General features: G+C 63.7%; 23 protein-coding genes. 13 read left to right on the top strand and 10 right to left on the bottom strand.

All coding sequences use genetic code 11. The features are described from left to right. Positions 1-129: 129 nt before the first annotated feature. Positions 130-651 carry a DUF1993 domain-containing protein gene (locus tag AKN84_RS18280; protein ID WP_050422147.1) on the top strand — a complete coding sequence of 174 codons (522 nt, stop codon included), beginning with the start codon at positions 130-132 and terminating at the stop codon, positions 649-651. A 74-nt stretch (positions 652-725) separates the two neighbouring features. Here the strand turns inward: AKN84_RS18280 and AKN84_RS18285 are convergent, their stop codons facing one another. The 7 genes from AKN84_RS18285 to AKN84_RS48080 form a co-directional block, all read right to left on the bottom strand. Beyond that, on the bottom strand, positions 726-962 hold the full coding sequence (locus AKN84_RS18285; protein WP_021079644.1) for a hypothetical protein: 237 nt from the start codon (positions 960-962) through the stop codon (positions 726-728). Positions 963-1,308: 346 nt separating this feature from the next. Then, positions 1,309-1,482 (bottom strand): hypothetical protein, encoded by a 174-nt coding sequence (locus AKN84_RS48075; RefSeq protein WP_167351858.1) that lies wholly within the window; start codon positions 1,480-1,482, stop codon positions 1,309-1,311. 9 nt (positions 1,483-1,491) lie between these two features. After that, positions 1,492-1,722: a DUF6894 family protein gene (locus AKN84_RS18290; RefSeq protein ID WP_050422148.1), complete on the bottom strand. Its 231-nt coding sequence runs from the start codon at positions 1,720-1,722 to the stop codon at positions 1,492-1,494. Positions 1,723-1,863: 141 nt separating this feature from the next. Then, on the bottom strand, positions 1,864-2,208 hold the full coding sequence (locus AKN84_RS18295) for a tRNA-binding protein (protein ID WP_050422060.1): 345 nt from the start codon (positions 2,206-2,208) through the stop codon (positions 1,864-1,866). Beyond that, entirely contained in the window at positions 2,208-2,834 is a 627-nt protein-coding gene (locus AKN84_RS18300) for a LysE family translocator (protein WP_050422061.1), read from the bottom strand. Before AKN84_RS18300 ends, AKN84_RS18295 begins: the two co-directional genes overlap by 1 nt. 17 nt (positions 2,835-2,851) lie before the next feature. Beyond that, complete coding sequence (gene pdxY, locus AKN84_RS18305) at positions 2,852-3,724, bottom strand: pyridoxal kinase PdxY (protein ID WP_128970956.1); 873 nt, start codon at positions 3,722-3,724, stop codon at positions 2,852-2,854. A 10-nt stretch (positions 3,725-3,734) separates the two neighbouring features. Beyond that, positions 3,735-3,908, bottom strand: a complete 174-nt coding sequence (locus tag AKN84_RS48080) for a hypothetical protein (protein ID WP_016840760.1) — start codon at positions 3,906-3,908, stop codon at positions 3,735-3,737. A 503-nt stretch (positions 3,909-4,411) separates the two neighbouring features. On the opposite strand from AKN84_RS48080, the gene AKN84_RS18310 reads away from it, so the two are divergent. The 6 genes from AKN84_RS18310 to AKN84_RS18335 all read left to right on the top strand — a co-directional run bounded on the left by AKN84_RS18310 (position 4,412) and on the right by AKN84_RS18335 (position 8,846). Next, positions 4,412-4,657, top strand: coding sequence for a hypothetical protein (locus tag AKN84_RS18310; RefSeq protein WP_050422062.1), 246 nt, complete (start codon positions 4,412-4,414; stop codon positions 4,655-4,657). Positions 4,658-4,742: 85 nt separating this feature from the next. Further along, positions 4,743-5,405, top strand: a complete 663-nt coding sequence (locus AKN84_RS18315; protein WP_050422063.1) for an FMN-binding negative transcriptional regulator — start codon at positions 4,743-4,745, stop codon at positions 5,403-5,405. 564 nt (positions 5,406-5,969) lie between these two features. After that, the gene (locus AKN84_RS18320; RefSeq protein ID WP_050422064.1) at positions 5,970-6,698 is read left to right on the top strand and encodes an ROK family protein; all 729 of its coding nucleotides are present in this window, start codon (positions 5,970-5,972) and stop codon (positions 6,696-6,698) included. A 130-nt stretch (positions 6,699-6,828) separates the two neighbouring features. Next, a complete protein-coding gene (locus tag AKN84_RS18325; RefSeq protein ID WP_050422065.1) occupies positions 6,829-7,089 on the top strand; it encodes a PepSY domain-containing protein in 261 nt (86 codons plus the stop codon). A 185-nt stretch (positions 7,090-7,274) separates the two neighbouring features. Continuing rightward, the gene (locus AKN84_RS18330) at positions 7,275-8,558 is read left to right on the top strand and encodes a cystathionine gamma-synthase family protein (RefSeq protein WP_050422066.1); all 1,284 of its coding nucleotides are present in this window, start codon (positions 7,275-7,277) and stop codon (positions 8,556-8,558) included. Between the two features lie 27 nt (positions 8,559-8,585). Next, positions 8,586-8,846 carry a putative quinol monooxygenase gene (locus AKN84_RS18335; protein WP_347337347.1) on the top strand — a complete coding sequence of 87 codons (261 nt, stop codon included), beginning with the start codon at positions 8,586-8,588 and terminating at the stop codon, positions 8,844-8,846. Between the two features lie 66 nt (positions 8,847-8,912). Here AKN84_RS18335 and AKN84_RS18340 read toward each other — a convergent pair whose 3' ends face one another. Then, a complete protein-coding gene (locus tag AKN84_RS18340; protein ID WP_050422067.1) occupies positions 8,913-9,263 on the bottom strand; it encodes a zinc ribbon domain-containing protein YjdM in 351 nt (116 codons plus the stop codon). 248 nt (positions 9,264-9,511) lie between these two features. Between AKN84_RS18340 and AKN84_RS18345 the strand changes: the two genes are divergently transcribed. Next, positions 9,512-10,690 (top strand): S1C family serine protease, encoded by a 1,179-nt coding sequence (locus AKN84_RS18345; RefSeq protein WP_050422068.1) that lies wholly within the window; start codon positions 9,512-9,514, stop codon positions 10,688-10,690. A 90-nt stretch (positions 10,691-10,780) separates the two neighbouring features. On the opposite strand, the gene AKN84_RS18350 is transcribed toward AKN84_RS18345, so the two are convergent. Both AKN84_RS18350 and AKN84_RS18355 read right to left on the bottom strand, forming a co-directional pair. Further along, the gene (locus tag AKN84_RS18350) at positions 10,781-11,770 is read right to left on the bottom strand and encodes an LLM class flavin-dependent oxidoreductase (RefSeq protein ID WP_050422069.1); all 990 of its coding nucleotides are present in this window, start codon (positions 11,768-11,770) and stop codon (positions 10,781-10,783) included. Between the two features lie 45 nt (positions 11,771-11,815). Beyond that, positions 11,816-13,078, bottom strand: a complete 1,263-nt coding sequence (locus tag AKN84_RS18355) for a hypothetical protein (RefSeq protein WP_128970957.1) — start codon at positions 13,076-13,078, stop codon at positions 11,816-11,818. A 212-nt stretch (positions 13,079-13,290) separates the two neighbouring features. Between AKN84_RS18355 and AKN84_RS47785 the strand changes: the two genes are divergently transcribed. From AKN84_RS47785 to AKN84_RS18380, 5 genes are all read left to right on the top strand, one after another. Continuing rightward, on the top strand, positions 13,291-13,884 hold the full coding sequence (locus AKN84_RS47785) for a hypothetical protein (RefSeq protein ID WP_050422071.1): 594 nt from the start codon (positions 13,291-13,293) through the stop codon (positions 13,882-13,884). 134 nt (positions 13,885-14,018) lie between these two features. Further along, positions 14,019-15,146, top strand: a complete 1,128-nt coding sequence (locus AKN84_RS18365; RefSeq protein ID WP_050422149.1) for a metallophosphoesterase — start codon at positions 14,019-14,021, stop codon at positions 15,144-15,146. Between the two features lie 149 nt (positions 15,147-15,295). Next, positions 15,296-15,580: a hypothetical protein gene (locus tag AKN84_RS18370; protein ID WP_050422072.1), complete on the top strand. Its 285-nt coding sequence runs from the start codon at positions 15,296-15,298 to the stop codon at positions 15,578-15,580. Positions 15,581-15,788: 208 nt separating this feature from the next. After that, positions 15,789-16,061, top strand: a complete 273-nt coding sequence (locus tag AKN84_RS18375) for a DUF2312 domain-containing protein (protein WP_050422073.1) — start codon at positions 15,789-15,791, stop codon at positions 16,059-16,061. 253 nt (positions 16,062-16,314) lie between these two features. Beyond that, positions 16,315-16,713, top strand: coding sequence for a lysozyme inhibitor LprI family protein (locus AKN84_RS18380; protein ID WP_244485263.1), 399 nt, complete (start codon positions 16,315-16,317; stop codon positions 16,711-16,713). Positions 16,714-16,778: the final 65 nt, after the last annotated feature.

The raw sequence follows: 16,778 nt of genomic DNA on the forward strand, positions 1-16,778 counted from the left end.
TCGAGCGATTCGGCGCGTCACGCCGGATCGCTCGATTTGCGAACTCCCCGGAGCCGCTTGCCTTCGCCGGAAATTCCGGGAACTCTGTTCGTGCAAGCGGCAGACAAATTCTATCTGGGGGAATTCGCCATGACCTTTTCACTCTACGACGCGACGGTCGCCAACTATCTGCAGATCCTTGGCTCCGCCTCGGGTTTTCTCGAGAAGAGCCTCGCGCATTTCAAGGACAACGGCATCGATCCGGCCGAGATCGTCGAGACCCGGCTGTTTCCGGACATGTTGCCGTTCCGCTTTCAGGTGGTCTCGCTCGCGCATCACTCCCGCGGCGCGATGGAGGCGGCGAAGAACGGCGTGTTCGTCCCGCCGTCCGGCAAGCCCGATCTGGATTACGCCGCACTGCAGGCGCTGGTGAAGGACGCGCACAGTGAATTGTCGGCCCTGACGTCGGATGCGGTCAATGCGCTGCTCGGGCACGAAGTGACGTTCAAGGTCGGGGATCGGTCGATGCCGTTCACGGCCGAGGGATTCCTGATGTCGTTCTCGCTGCCGAACTTCTTCTTTCATTCGACAACGGCGTACGACATCCTCCGCCACAAGGGCGCGCCGCTTGGCAAGCGCGACTTCATCGGCCGCTTGAACCTGAAGAAGTAACCGGTCGCCGCGCGCAGCAAGACCAGGAGCGCGCGGCAACAAGCGCGATCGTCAGAACCTGAGGCCTGCCGACGCTAGCCGATCCTGCGCCACCGCGGCACGGGATCGAGCGGCGTCCGGTAGAGCTCGCGCCGGTCGATGTCGGTGACCCGTACGGCGCAACCGCGCGCCTTGAGCTCCGGCTTGACCTGCGACAGCTCGTTGGCGAGCTGATCGGCGCGATCGGAGGCGAGGCTGATGTCTTCGAGGATGATCGTTCCTTGATTACGGAACTCGTCCCCCACCACGAGATCGAAGGTGTAGTACGGCATTCCGAAGATCTCCGTTTCGGTTTGCATCACAGGGTAACACTGAGTCGTGCGTTCCCTAAGATGCATGGCGCACAATCGTCGAGCGATCCGCACAAAAACGATGTGCAGCGGGTCAGGCACGATGAACGATCAAACACGCGCGGCACGGCGAAGAAGTCTTTGATCCAGCTCACCGCCATGCCGTTAAGATTTGATTAAAACTGTCGGCGCAAGCTTGAGACCAAGTGCATCGCGGCGGAACCGGACTCCGGGAACCGGCAGCTGCAGGAGAAGGCCGGTGGCGTAACGCCCGCCGGCCTTTTCTCGGTTGCGGACGCACTTGGTGCTCCTTGGCGTTCCTCGGGCGCTAGTCGCGCAGCAGGGCCTGGCGCCTGGCGCGGCATTTCGGGCCGGGCCCGCGCATGTAATACAGCTCAGGGCGATAGGGGTTGACGACGCCGTCGAGCAGCGCGACGCAGCGCGCAACCAAGCGGGCGAGGCGGCGGCGCAAGGGCTGCAGGGCGAGTTCCATTGCATTCATGGCACGCCCTCAGTGCAATTCGCCGAGGACGGCGGTGAACGGCAGCTCGAAGATCTCGGTCCCGATGTCGTCGGTGACGTGGACCGCCCAGTTGCGCCAGTCCTCCGCGCTCGGTGTCATGACAAAGCTGCGCGCCAGCTGCTCCGCGTGCACCCGTGCTTCCGAAAGGTCCATGGCGACGCCGATGCGATCCAGGATGACGTGCTTGTCGTCGGAGCAGTGAAAGAAAACTGCAGACATCTTCCGATTCCCATGCCGAAGCGATTCTCGCGCGATGGAATAGCAGCGCGCGCGGGCATCGAGAATCCGGATCATCCCCCATCGGTAAACTACGGGGATTTCAGACAATTTGAATCACGCGGCCGTGATGGGCGCGGGCCGTCAGAAGATCGGCTCGCCGACCGCAACCTCACTGCGCGGGCCGAGCACGATCACCTGGCCGCTGGCGTCCCTGGCGCCGAGGATCAAGAGTTCCGAGGTGAAACCGGCGATGTTCTTCGGACCCAGATTGCAGATGCACACCACCAGCGCGCCGACCAGGGCCGCCGGCTCGTAATTCGTGATCTGCGCGCTCGACCACATGATCCGCCCGGCGCCGACATCGACGCCGACCTTGTAGGACGGATTGCGGGCGCGCGGAAACGGCTGCACCTCGACGACCTTGCCGATCCGGATATCGAGGCGGGCGAAGTCGTCATATGTGGCTTGCGGCTTGAGCGGAGACATCAGCGCTCCTGGAATGCGAGGCGGATGCCGAGCGCGATGTAGATGGTGCCGACCACGCGGCCCTGCCATTGCCCGATGCGGCGATGCCGCCGGATCCACGGGCTGATCTGGCCGGCGGCGAGCGCGAGCAGCGACGTGTAGGCCGCGCTCATCGCGACGAAGATCAGGCCAAGCGTCGCGAATTGCGCGACGGCCGAGCCGTGACCGGGATGCACGAACTGCGGCAGGAAGGCGAGGAAGAACAGCGCGGTCTTCGGATTGAGCATTTCCGCCCAGATCGCCTGCCGGAACGCGCGCCTGGGATCGACCGGCTGCGCCGTGGGCAGATGCAGGTCGTCATTCCTCTCGAACAGGGCGCGGACGCCGAGCACGATCAAATAGATCACGCCGGCATATTTGACGATCGAGAATGCCAGCGCCGAGGTCATCAGCACCGCCGACAGGCCGAACGTCGCCATCGCGGTGTGGACGAGATCGCCGAGTGCGATGCCGAACCCGGTGGCGACGCCGACGCGCGGTCCGCCGGTCACCGAGCGCGCGAGCACCAGCAGCACCGCGGGCCCGGGGATAAGGAACAGGCCGAGCACGACGGCGGCGTAGGTGAGGAGGGTGGTGGTGTCGATCATGAAATGTGTCCCGGATGTCAGGATGCAGGGATCGCGACCGCCGCGAAACGCGGCTTCGGATCCAGCATCACGCCAGCGCTTTCGACGATGCGCATTTCCTCGGTTCCTCTCTCCGCCGTGCGCACCAGCACGCCGTGAATGCCTGACGCGGCGTGGCTGAGCGCGTCCGGCGTCGCCAGGCCACGCACGCGCGCGGCAGTGAACAGCCCTGCGAACAGGTCGCCAGTGCCGGACGGACTGATCGGCACCCGCGGGGTGCGTACACGCCAGGCGCGAATGCCCTCGGATGCTGCGCGCTCGATTGCCAGCGTCTCGATCTCGGTCGCTGGCGTGCCGGCCAGCTCGGCGCTGGTGATGACGATGGTTGCAGGACCTCGCGCCATCAGCGCGCGGCCCCTCGCGACGACCTCATCGATCGTCGTCACGCGGGCACCGCAGAGGAACTCGAACTCGAAATGGTTTGGCGTGATGATGTCGGCCAGCGGGCAGAGCTGATCGCGCACCAGCGGCGGGATGTCCGAGCGCACGAACATGCCGCGGTCGCGGTCGCCGAGCACCGGATCGCAGCAATAGAGCAGGGCCGGGTTCGCCGCCTTCGCGCGGGCGACGAAGTCGGCGACATCAACGCCGATATCGGCCGAGCCGAGATAGCCCGACAGGATCATCCGGGCCCCCTCGACCGCGCCGCGCTCCTCGATGCCTTGCAGGAGGTCGGCGACCAGCTGCACGTCGAGCACCCGGCCGCGGATGGTCGGATAGCCCGGCCGGTTGCTGAGCAGCGTGGTCGGCACAGCGACGACGTCGATGCCGTGCAGCTGGATCGGAAAGGTGGCGGCGCTGTTGCCGACATGGCCGAAGGCGACCTGTGACTGGATCGAGATGACGGTCATGGTGTGCGCATCATCCGAACAGCGCGGCGTAGATCACGTAGAGCCAGCCCAGGATACCGTGGATGATCGCCCACAGGATCGAATGGTTCTTGGTGTAGGAGATCGCAATCGCCAGCGCCGAGCCGAACCCCACGCCGTATTTCGCACCCTCGACGCGGACGCCGTAATACCGATTGCCGTTCATGGTGATCCTTCCAGCGGGAGGGCGGGAGATTGGCCACAGCGTAACCCGCCGTGTGCCGCCAGTTCAACGGGCCGAACACCGCTGCTGAGATCGAAGTGAGCCTCCCTCCGCACCGTCGTCCCTCGAAAGCAGGGACCCATAACCACAGGGCTACATTGTTGAAACGCGCTGTGGCCCCAGCGTCACGAAACAATTGAGAGTCGGGGTAATGGGTCCTGGCTTCGCCAGGACGACGGCGGTGGATGGTTCCCGCTTCAAGATGTCAAACAGGCAGTGTCATCACCCGCGCATGCGGACGGTTACAGCTGCGCCCCACCCATCCTGCAGGCACCGGACACTCACGCTCCGATCAACCGAACGTGTCGAACTGGGCCGCAGGACACGAAAATTAGCTGCGCCTTAGCGGAATAATCGGACAGCGGCGCCCGTCATGGTTACAGCGAAAATGCTTCAACAGGCCGGCGCGATGGTCCGATCCTGTTGAATCCAACAGGAGAAGCTCAATGACCACGATCAAGTGCGTCCAGGCGGGGCTGGTTGTGCTCGTCATGCTGACGGCATCGGCCATGGCGCGCGAGGTCCACGCGGCCGGCCCATCCGCATTCGCAAAGGGACATGCCGCGGCCACCGGCCGTTGGGGCGGCGGGCCGCCGCGCATGGTGGCGCCGCGCTTCTGCGAGTTCGAAACGCTGCCGCGCGACCAGCCCGGCGGCGTCTGCGACCACGGCGACAACGCCATGATCTGCTGAGCCGGACAGTGCATGGCGGTGATCTCCGGCAAAACTTGCGCTAGCTTCGCTGGGTCGTCTCCCTCCAGCCGCGAGCGCCGCCGCCATGCACATCCTCCGTCCCCAGTTTCGCATCGACGACGACCACGCACTGGCCTTTGCGGCGACGCGCGGCTTCGGCGCCATCGTCGCCGCCGATGCGCGCGGCCCGAGGGCGTCCCATGTTCCCTTCGTGATCGTGCGGCGCGACGATCGTGCGATCGTGCAGCTCCATCTCACCGCGAAGAATCCGCTTGTCGAGCTCGCCGACGGCATCAGGCGCTTCCTGCTGATCGTCTCGGGTGACGATGCCTACATCTCGAACGACTGGTACGTCTCGCGTGACAACGTCTCGACCTGGCTCTACGAGGCGGTGCATCTGTCCGGCGTCGCGTATCTGCGCGATCACGGCGACAACCGAAGCCATGGTGACGCGCTGCTCGCGGTCTCCGAAGCGCGGCTGCCGAAGCAGCCCTGGGACCTCACGCAGATGGAGCCCGACAAGCGCGAACAGATGCTGGCGTCGATCAGGGTGATCGATCTCGTCGTTGACGAGATCGAAGGGCAATCGAAACTCAACCAGCACAAGAGCGATGTCGACTACGTCGCGCTCGTCAACCGCCTCGCGTGCGCGGAAGAGACGGCAAGCAGGAGGCTCGCGGAGAAGATGCGCGCGCTGCGGCCGGAGCTTGCGTATGCGAAGTCGCATCTTGCCGATAATGGCGGATGACGCTTGCGGCTAATTCGCCGCGGCGTTCCTCCGCATGGGGAATCGCAAACGTGTTGTTAAGAATCGCTTCGTGCTGATTTGTCCGATTCCGATTCGTTCTTTGCGAACAGAATGGAGTCGAATGAGGAACGGATCGCGATGCGCGGAGCACGGCGCGCGGGTCAACAAAAACGACATGCAGGCGCCTCGCTCGAGTCGTGCAAATGTGTTGTTAAGAATCGCTTTGCGCTGATTCTTCGATTCCGATTCGTTCTTTGCGAACGAAATGGAGTCGAACGGAGAACGCGGCGATGGTGCTGCCTTGCGCTCGATCCGGGAAGCCGGCACGTGCCGAATGGCCTGAACGGCGTGGCGACGTTGCGCAGTGAGCGCAATAATCCCACCATGGCACAACATCGATCGCTCGGTTGTCCTCTGTGCACGCACATTGTTAACGCCTGAGCTGTGCCGATTTTCTTGATTCCGATTCGTTCTTCGCGAACAAATTGGAATCAGACAAAGAACGCGGTTGTAGCGCGCAGGACGTTTCTCTGCTCCACTCGGAGGGCATGAGAGAGCGGATTGATGGCCGGCAAGACAAAGAAGGCGAGCAAGACAGCAAAAAGGCCGGCGTCGCGGCGGACGGTGCTAGCGATCGACATCGGCGGCACGCACGTGAAGCTCATGACCGACAAAGAGCGCATCAAGCGCGAATTCGAGTCAGGTCCAACGCTGTCCGCCACCGAGATGGTGCGGCAGGTCAAGGCGCTTACCAGGGACTGGTCCTATGACGTGATCTCGATCGGCTATCCCGGACCGGTGGTTCACAACCGTCCGCTGACCGAACCGCACAATCTCGGCCGTGGCTGGGCCGGCTTCGATTTTCAGAGCGCGTTTGGCCGGCCGGTGAAGGTCGTCAACGATGCGCTGATGCAGGCGATCGGCAGCTATCAGGGCGGCCGGATGCTGTTTCTCGGCCTCGGCACCGGACTCGGCTCCGCGATGATCGTGGAGGGCGTGTATGAGCCGATGGAGCTCGGTCATTTGCCCTACCGCAAGGACGCGACATTCGAGGACTATGTCGGCGCCGCCGGCCTCGAGCGGCGCGGCCGGAAGAAATGGCGCAAGAGCGTCGACGACGTCATCGCGCGTCTGTCGGCTGCATTGGAGCCCGACTACATCGTGCTCGGCGGCGGCAATGCCGACAAGGTCGACAACCCGCCGCCCAAGGTGAGGTTCGGCGACAACGCCAACGCATTCGAGGGCGGTTTCCGGATGTGGAAGAAATCGCGCAAGGCGAGCACGCGTCGATGAAACCGGAACTGCCACCAAATTGCCGCGACTGCCGAAGTTTCGTGCTGTTCCGTCGTCGCTGTTCCTGGAACTGATCGGGTCTGCCGCTCGTTTTATGCGGCATGACATCCCGTTCCATGAGGAGTGACCGATGCGAAGCTTCATTATCCCCGCCATTGCGGCGTTGGCGATCGGCGCAGCGACGCCGGCGATGGCCTATGATTCCGGCAGCCAGATCTCGATGGAGGCCGCCCTCGACGTCGCGACCAGTATCGGCGTCGTGACCGTGTCCAACACCCAGTTCCTCGGCGACGAGTGGGAGGTCGAGGGCCGTGACCGGCTCGGCCGCTGGATACAGGTCGATGTCGACGCGCGAACCGGCGAGGTGCGCAACGTGGATCGCGGCTGGTAGCCCGCGTCTTCACCGCGGCGTGAGATTTCCGGACGGCCGGCGGCGCAGGGCGCACGTCGGCCGTTCGTTATCCAGAACTGCGTGATGCCGTGCTTTGGCGGAATGGCACAAAGCTGGGGTATGCTGGTCGCATCATTTTCGGGAATCGCCGCCGGCGCGGCGGTCTCGCGAACAGGAGACCGGCCATGACAAAACCGTTTCCGTCCAAAACCCATATCGGCAACCATCTGCTGCATCCGGAAACCCAGATGCTGAACTACGGCTACGATCCGCAATTGTCGGAGGGCGCCGTCAAGCCTCCGGTATTCCTGACCTCGACCTTCGTGTTTCGGACCGCCGAGGACGGCAAGGACTTCTTCGATTTCGTCGCGGGCCGGCGTCAGCCTCCGGAGGGCATGGGGGCGGGGCTGGTCTATTCGCGCTTCAATCATCCGAACAGCGAGATCGTCGAGGACCGGCTTGCGATCTATGAGCGCACCGAGAGCTGTGCGCTGTTTTCCTCCGGCATGTCGGCGATCTCGACCACGGTGCTCGCCTTCGCGCGGCCCGGCGACGTGATCCTGCATTCCCAGCCGCTCTATGGCGGCACCGAGACGCTGTTCGCCAAGACGCTGGCGGCGTTCTCGATTGGTGCCGTGGGCTTTGCCGATGGCCTCGACGAAAGCATCATGCGCGCTGCCGCCGACGAAGCGATGAAGAGGGGCCGCGTCGCGATGATCTTCATCGAGACGCCGGCCAATCCGACCAACGGCCTGGTCGATATCGCGCTGACCAGGCGCGTCGCCGACGCGATCGGCAAGACAAAGGGCTTTACCCCGATCATCGCCTGCGACAACACGCTGCTCGGGCCGGTGTTTCAGCGCCCGATCGAGCACGGCGCCGATCTGTCGTTGTACTCGCTGACCAAATATGTCGGCGGCCATTCCGACCTGATCGCGGGCGCGGCGCTCGGCTCCAAGAAGCTGATGAAGGACGTCAAGGCGCTGCGCGGCGCGATCGGCACCCAGCTCGATCCGCATTCCTGCTGGATGATCAGCCGTTCGCTGGAGACGCTGAGCTTGCGGATGGAAAAGGCCGACCGCAATGCGCGGATCGTCGCCGACTATCTGCGCGACCATCCCAAGGTGGCGACGGTGCATTATCTCGGCCATCACGACGCGGCTTCGCCAGCGGGGCGTGTGTTCGCCAGCCAGGGCAGCGGCGCCGGTTCGACCTTCTCGTTCGACATCGTCGGCGGGCAAGAGGCCGCGGAGAAATTCCTCAACAGCCTGCAGATCTTCAAGCTCGCGGTGAGCCTTGGCGGCACCGAGTCGCTTGCGAGCCTGCCGGCGACGATGACGCATTCCGGCGTGCCGGCGGATATCAGGAAGAAGATCGGCGTGCTCGATACGACGATCCGGCTGTCGATCGGGATCGAGCATCCGTCCGATCTCGTGGCGGACATCGCGCAGGCGTTGAGCCGGGTGTGAGTGAAGGCGTAGGGCAGGAGAAGCGGCATGTTGACGATCACGGCGGTCATCCGCGCCAAGAAGGGCCACGACGCGACGATGCGGCAGGCGTTGCTCGACGTCGTCGCGCATGTCCGGGCCAACGAGCCATCGACCGTCGGCTATCACGTCTCGCAGGATGCCGCCGACGTTTGCGTGTTCGCGACCTATGAGCGATATGTCGATCAGGCCGCCATGGACCGGCACAACAATTCGCCGGCCGTGGCGCGATTCTTTGAGGTGGCGAAGCGATCCTCGATGGCGATGTGATCCTGGTCTCGGCGAACGAGATCGCGAGCAAATAGGCGGACGGTCGGCTGGTGCGCCCGGTGCGTGCTAGGCTTTCTTGACGAACTCGGACTTCAGGTTCATGGCGCCGATCCCGTCGATCTTGCAGGCGATGTTGTGTCCGTCGCTGCCTTCGGTGAGGCGGATGTTCCTGACTTTGGTGCCACCCTTGACGACTGACGACGAGCCCTTGACCTTGAGGTCCTTGATCACGATGACGCTGTCGCCTTCGGTCAGCGGGTTGCCATGCGCATCGCGCACGCCCGCATCCTGCAAGGTCGCGGCAGTTGCAGTCGCCTCCGCGCTCCATTCATGGGCGCATTCCGGGCAAACCCAGAGCGCGCCATCCTGATAGGCATGCTCGGAATTGCATTTCGGGCAGTTCATTGCGGCGTCCATTGCTCGACATCATCTCCATCATGACCGGGCGCACCGTAGGGTCGCAGACGGGGAACGCAAGGGAAAACCCGGCGATTCGTCGCGAAAAAACGGCAGATCGAATGCAGGGCGGGCGAGTTTGCTGCCGCGCGCAGATGCCGGTGGAACAGTCTGCCCGGCTATCTGTTGCCATTCGTCGCTCGGCATTGCCGACCCACGCCTGCGGGGAGCGGCCCGCAGACGGCTAATCCAAACCATGGACGCGGAAGATGATGCACGGAAATTCGACTCTCGCCAGGCTTCGCACGTCGGTCACCAGCGCCGCCTTCTCGTCGGCACTGCTGGCGATGACAAGTCTCGTTTACGCGCAGCCGGTGCATTCAGGTGGGGACCATGTCGAGGCCGGGCCCGGAGGGTTTGCCGACCTCGCGGAGAAGGCCGGGCCGGCCGTGATCGGCGTGAGCGCCACGGTGGCTGCGGCAGACGACGATGATTCCCCCGGGCACTCCCTTGGGCCGGACGGATCCGATCAGGACATGCCGGGGCAGGTTGTTCCGGGGCCCGACCGGCGCGGCGGGGGCAACATGCCGAAGCCGACCGAGACGTCGATCGGTTCGGGCTTCTTCATCTCCGCCGACGGCTATGCGGTGACCAACAATCACCTGCTGGCGGGCAGCGACACGGCCGATGTCCGCACCAACGACAACAAGGTCTACAAGGCGAAAGTCCTCGGCAAGGACTCCGTCAGCGATCTGGCGCTGCTCAAGGTCGATGGGCGGACCGACTTCAGCTATGTCAAACTCGCGGACCAATCGCCGCGCGCCGGCGATTGGGTGCTCGCGGCGGGGAATTCATTCGGGCTCGGAAACACCTTCAATGCGGGGATCGTCTCGGCGCGTGCGCGCGACCTCGAGACGGGGCCGTCGGAGGATTTCGTCCAGATCGATGCGCGGATCAACCGCGGCGATTCCGGCGGGCCGAGCTTCAACGTGCAAGGCGAGGTGATCGGTGTGAACAGCATGATCGTCTCGCCATCGGGCGGTTCGGTCGGCGTCGCCTTTGCGGTCCCCGCCGATACCGTGAAGACGGTGGTGCCACAGCTGAAGGAGAAGGGCGCGGTGACGCGCGGCTGGATGGGGGCCCAGGTTCAATCGGTCACCCCCGATGTCGCCGAGAGCCTGGGCGCGAACAATCGGCGCGGCGCGGTCGTGGTCGGCGTCCAGAGTGGCGGCCCGGCGGCGAAGGCCGGATTGAAGCGAGGCGACGTGATCACCTCGGTCAATGACGAGCCGATCAAGAGCGCCAACGAGCTGACCAAGAAGGTCTATGCGGCCGCCCCGGGCAGTTCGGTCAAGCTTGCGATGGTTCGCGACAATGCGCCGAATTCGCTGAACGTCACGGTTGGCAAGCTCGCGCAGTCGCAGGCGCCGGTGGGGCTGCCCAAGTGAGCGCGAGCGAATGAAGCGATACCCATCATTTTTGTCCGCATGGTGAGACGATGGGTATCGCTGCGCTCCACCCATCCTACAAGGCTATGCTTACGGCGCGATCCCGCCGGCTTTCGCGATCAGCTCGAACGAGCGCAGCCGCTTCTGGTGATCGTAGACATCCGACACGATCATCAATTCGTCGGCGCCGGTCTCGGCGACCAGCGCATCGATCCCTGCGCGCACCGTCTCGGGCGAGCCGATGATGGAGCGCTCCAGCATCCGCATCGCCTGGACTCTCTCCTGCGGCGACCAATAGGTCTCGATGTCGTCGATTGGCGGCTGGCTGAGGCCGCGCGCGCCGCGGAAGATGTTGGTGAACGACATCTGCTGCGTGGTGGCAAGCCGCCGCGCTTCCGCGTCGGTATCGGCGGCGATGATGTTGACGCCGACCATGGTGTAGGGCTGCGCGAGCTGCTCCGACGGCTTGAAGCGCGCGCGATAGATCTGCAGCGCCTGGTTCAAGAGCTGGGGGGCGAAGTGCGAGGCGAAGGCGTAGGGCAGGCCGAGCTCGCCGGCCAGCATCGCGCCAAAGTTGCTCGAGCCGAGAATCCACAGCGGCACGTCGGTGCCCGCGGCCGGCACCGCCTGGATGCGCTGGTTGGGACCGGCGGCGGCGAGGAAAGCCTGCACCTCGAGCACGTCCTGCGGAAAGTTCTCGGCGGATTCGGGCGTGCGGCGCAGCGCGCGCAGCGTCAGCTGATCGGTGCCCGGCGCGCGGCCGAGGCCGAGGTCGATCCGATCGGGAAACAGCCGCGCCAGCGTGCCGAACTGCTCGGCGATGACATACGGCGCGTGGTTCGGCAGCATGATGCCGCCGGCGCCGACGCGGATGGTGTTGGTGCCCGCCGCGATATGTCCGATCACCACCGAGGTCGCGGCGCTGGCGATCCCCGCCATGTTGTGGTGCTCCGCCACCCAGATGCGGCGATAGCCAAGCGCCTCGGCATGGCGAGCGACATCGCGCGCATTGTACAGCGCGCCGCGCGCGTCGGTTTCCTCGGTGACGCGGACGAGGTCGAGGATGGAGAGGGCGGCCACGGCGGCTCCGGAACGAGAGGAGGGACATCAAGGACCCAGCCGGTATCAGGCTGTGTCCTGGTGAGGCGAAACGGCGGGGAGCAGCCGATTCATGCAGATGCATATGGATACGGTCGACATGCCAGTCAATCCGCCGACCAGAAGCGTAGCTCGGCCCGACCGCTCTATCACCGTCACCCTGAGGAGCGCGAAGCGCGTCTCGAAGGGTCGACGGCCCGGCTGGTGCCCGTGCATCCTTCGAGGCTCGCTGCGCTCGCACCTCAGGATGACGGAATTGGCTTTGCACTCTGCCCTACGCTCGCTGAAGCGACGAGCAGCGGTAGTCACCCCAAAATATCGAAAACAACCCCATGCAAAGGAGCGGTCGCCGCCGGCACTCGGAGAAGCGACTTGACGCGTCGGGCAAATCAGCGGTATTTTTCCATTATTCCGAAATTGCGCAAGCGCCCGCTCGCCGGCGAAGCGTCGCGTCACGCCCCAGACAATTGCGGCGGTGGCTGCGGTTGCGATCAGGTGCTTCAAGGTGTGTCCGCTGACGAAGCCAAGCGTGTTCGCGATCTGACGGTCGAGCACCTCGGTGAGCTTGGCCAGGACGTACAGCCCCATCGCGGCGGCGAACGCGATGCGCTCGGTGCGTGGCGCGCGATGGATCGACTGCCAGAGCGGGATCAGGATGAGCGGCAGGACTTGCAACAACAGATACGGCCGCAGGTCGCCCGCACCATGCCGATCTGTGTAGACCCACCACGCGACGCCGGCGGCGGCGTAAAGCCCGAGACCGATCGCTTCGATGTTCGCCTTTGATCCGTCCTGCGTGTCGCCGCGGACGCCGACGAGCAGGCCAGCGCCGGCAAGCGCGATCGGCAGCATGTCCCAGGTCAGCCGGTCATTCCCGGGGGCGAGGTGAAAGAAGGCGGAGCCGAACGCGGTCAGGAACAGTCCGACCAGGAACAGGCGATAGCCCGGCCATCCGGCGCGGAGCTGATCGCTGTTGCGGTGAGGCCAGAGCGTCAGCCAGCCCCAGATCGCGACCAGCGCGAAGCCTGCGTTCGACAAGACATCGCCTGCGTGGGGGATGCCGAACAGGGCCGAGTGGTCGGCGAAATCATTGTAGTTGGCCGGCTGCGCGATGCGTCCGTGCACCGCGAACGCCGCAATGATGCCGATCGTGATGATCGCCGGGGTGACTTTCATCCACGGTTTCACGGGCCGCGCTGACCCGGTCAGTCTGTCCATCCGGAAGGTCGTTTGCATTGTCGGCTCCAACAAAAATGAACAATGTTCAATAATAGTCAAAAGATTGAGCAATGTTCAAGTTCTATTTTGTGAGGAGGCTTTGGCCAGCCTGGATGGGCGAGATGGGCTCAATTGAGCCATAGGCGAAAGGCCGCTCGTTGCGGCCGTCTCTGTGATCTCAGTCGGCTCGGCCTGCGAAAGCATTGCACTCGATGGCTGGCGCTCCACATCTTGGTGAATTGAGCGGCGGATCGTGCAGGTAGCGGAGCGTCGAAAGGCAACCGATGAGGCTGGCGGATTTCCTCGCCAAGAGAAGGCCGTCTTTCGCCGAAATCGCCACATCGGTGGTGGCTTACGCTTGTGGCGAGGCGTTGGTATACGCCGGCGCCTTTCTGATCTTGTTGGCGGGTAGCTTCAATATCTGGGCTGGCCTGGTCGTACTTTTATGTTGCGCGCTGCTTGTCACGCTGATTGTGCGCCGAGAACTCAAGCTGGATATCAGAGCCCTCGATGATCCCAGCGACAATCCCCGTGCGAACCGATTGATCGGCGCTGCCTCCGCCAGCGCCTCGATCGGAACGCATCGGAGCGCGCGTCGCGCTGCCGCGCCTCGTCCGAACAGTCGGATGACCCGCGCGCTCGCCGCCCTGGAGGATATGGCAGTTCGATTTGCGATCGAATTCTTTAAAGTGGTCACCATCATCATTGCGCTGACGCTGGGCATGGGCGTTGTCGCTACAGTGGTCGCGTTCGCTTTGTCCGACCGGGATGTGAGTGGCGCCTTTGGGTCTGGTCTGGCCGGAGTTGCCGGCGGCGCCCTTGGCTTGGTCCTCGGCATCGTAATCGTGCTCAGGCGCATTGCGGATATCGAAGACTGATCGGCGCTTCCGCAGGGCGTCCGAGCGAACCGCCACATGCCGAAAATGTGCTGATGGCGGCGCTTACGCCTGCGGCCGATCCACCCTACCTTCGCCCTGCACAGCCTCAACCGATCCGATCCGGAGCGAGACCTATTCCCCAACTCATTTTCGGCCTGACCAGCCTCTTGATCCTGGCCCGCTTCATCTGGCCGCTCGACTGGCCGCTCCCGGCAAAGATCGTCGCAGCGTTGCTCGTGCTGGTCGCCTTGCAGTTTCACCGCTGGAACAGGCTGTCGTCGGGATCGGAATTCTCACCGGAGTTTCCGCGTCCGGTGGTCGTGCTGTTCAACTGGGCGTTCGGTGCGATCATGCTGCTGGCGCTGCTGCAGCTGGCGCTCGATGCCGGGCTGGTCGTTGCCGCGGTGATCCACGGCGGCGTCGTCGGCGCGCCTGACGGCGTCCGCTACGCAATTGCTGGCGTCGCGGGCATAGCCGCCGCGATCGGCGTCCAGCAGGCGATGCGCATTCCGCCGTTGAAGGATATCGAAGTCGTCATCCGCGGACTTCCGCCAGAATTCGACGGCTACACCATCCTGCACCTGACCGATCTCCATATCAGCCGGCTGTTTCCCGCATCATGGGCGCGCGAGGTCGTCGCGCGGTCGAACAAGCTCGGCGTAGACTTGATCGTGATCACCGGCGATCTGATCGACGGCACCATCGATGCCCGGCGCAATGACATCGCACCTCTGGGCGACCTGATAGCCGCCGACGGCGTCTACGTGATCTCGGGCAATCACGAATACATCTTCGGCTATGACGCCTGGATGGCACACTACGCATCGCTCGGCCTGCGCTCGCTCGAAAACCGGCACATTGTTCTCGCGCGCGGCGAGGGCAGGCTGGTGATCGCGGGGATTACCGACCGCGCGTCGCGCCGCAGGGCGCATCCGGTCCGCGACCTCGCCGCGGTGCTCGACGGCGCCCCCAAAGGCGCGCCCATCATCCTGCTCGATCACCAGCCGAGCGACGCGCGCAATTCCGCTGCGCTCGGCGTCGCCCTGCAACTCTCCGGACACACCCATGGTGGATTGATCATCGGGATCGACCGCCTGGCCGCGCCCGCCAATGCCGGCTTCGTCTCCGGCCGCTACGATGTTGATGGCATGACGCTCTACGTCAACAACGGCACCGCGCTGTGGCCGGGCTTTGCCTTGCGGCTCGGGCGGCCGTCGGAATTGACGCGGATCACGTTGCGGGTGGCGGGGAAGCCTGAGTGATCGATTGCGATGACGTTGTGACGCTTGCGAGCGCGCCGCGAGCAAGGCGGGTTACGGAACCAACGTCGCAATCGATAAACTTCGATCTGCTCGGCAAGTCTTTCTTTGGAGCGAGCCGATAAAACCTTCAGGCACGAAGGATTATGTCCATGTACTTCCTTGCTGCCTGCCTGATCGTGGTCGTCTTGAGTGCCGCGATGTCGTATCGTCGATCCAGAACTCTATCACGGAACCCTCAGGGACGGCTCGCGGCGTTTTTGCCCGCATTCTGCGCGGCAGCCTTTGGGCTAGGGCTAATCGGGTTTGATCGCATTCAAGGCACGCAAGAATCCGGTCCCTCCGCAACGACCGATCTTCTCATGCTGGTTGTCTCCTTTTTTGGCGGTTGGTTTCTTGGCATCATTGTCGGATTGCCCAACAATAAGCTGCCATGACGTTGGCATCATTGGTGCCACAGACGAAAATCGATGGGTTTCGCGGAGTTTATCATCGGGCCGCGCGTTGCGCGGACCCGGTGGCTCTACCCATCCCACGCTACCTCACACAAATACCTCCGCGATCGCGACGCCGTGACCTCGCACGGTTAAGACAATGGTCATCTCTTTGCTCGCATTTTCACGACCTCATTCAGCAGGAGGCACCATGTCCGACATCACCATTCCCGGCGGAAAAATTCGCTCCTTCGTCGAGCGGATCGAGAACCTGGACACTGAAATAGGGGAATTGAGCGAGCAGAAGAAGGAAGTCTTCTCGGAAGCGAAGGGCGAAGGCTTTGACGTGAAGATCCTCAAGGAGATCATCAAGCTGCGCAAGCAGGACCAGGACGAGCGCGACGAGCGTGAGAGCCTGCTCGATCTCTACATGCGCGCGATGGAAACCGCGCCGGCGGAAGACAAGACCGCGAAGGCGGCGTGAGGGCTGCGTAATCCGCTGAGACTGTTGCAGGCGAGGCAGCGGATTACGTCGGAGCAAGTAGCCCGCATGAGCGAAGCGATATGCGGGACCGGCCTTGCAACATGCGCGTCTAGTCCCGGATGTCGCTTCGCTCATCCGGGCTACGCTTGAGCAGCCTCGCAAGATAGCCAACGCATCAATCTCCTGATCTCATTTCGGACGCTTTTGTGCGGCGATGGTTGTCGAAAGACGCAGCCAGGGTGATTTGGACGTGATGATGCTTTCGCGAGCGCCTGTCATTGTTGCTTCCATGCTCGCGCTCGGGATTTTGTCAGCCCGCGCGCAGCAAAGCGCCGAGTATGATGCGTGCATGGACAAGGCCGAAGGGGTGTCAACCAAGATGCTCGATTGCGGCAAGACCGAAATCGAGAAGTGGGACACGAGGCTCAACACCGCCTATCAAGCCCTTCTCGCCGGGTCGAAAGGCGAGGCGCACGCGCAATTGCTGACCGAGCAGCGGGCCTGGCTGAAGCATCATCTCAGCGAAACCCATCGCCTCGCCGCGGACCCGGGCAACGGGTCCGTCGCGTTCCTCGACTCCCAGGCGTTCGAATTGAAGGACATCGCCGACCGCACGCTGCTTCTCGAAAAGCGCGCCCACGCCTCGCGGTAGACGGTACCTTTTTGGTGATCAGCGGGCAGGGCGGGTGAGCGACTTGTCCGCAGTAGCTCATTGAG

This window comes from Bradyrhizobium tropiciagri (assembly GCF_001189845.1).
In the GTDB taxonomy this organism is placed as follows: domain Bacteria; phylum Pseudomonadota; class Alphaproteobacteria; order Rhizobiales; family Xanthobacteraceae; genus Bradyrhizobium; species Bradyrhizobium tropiciagri.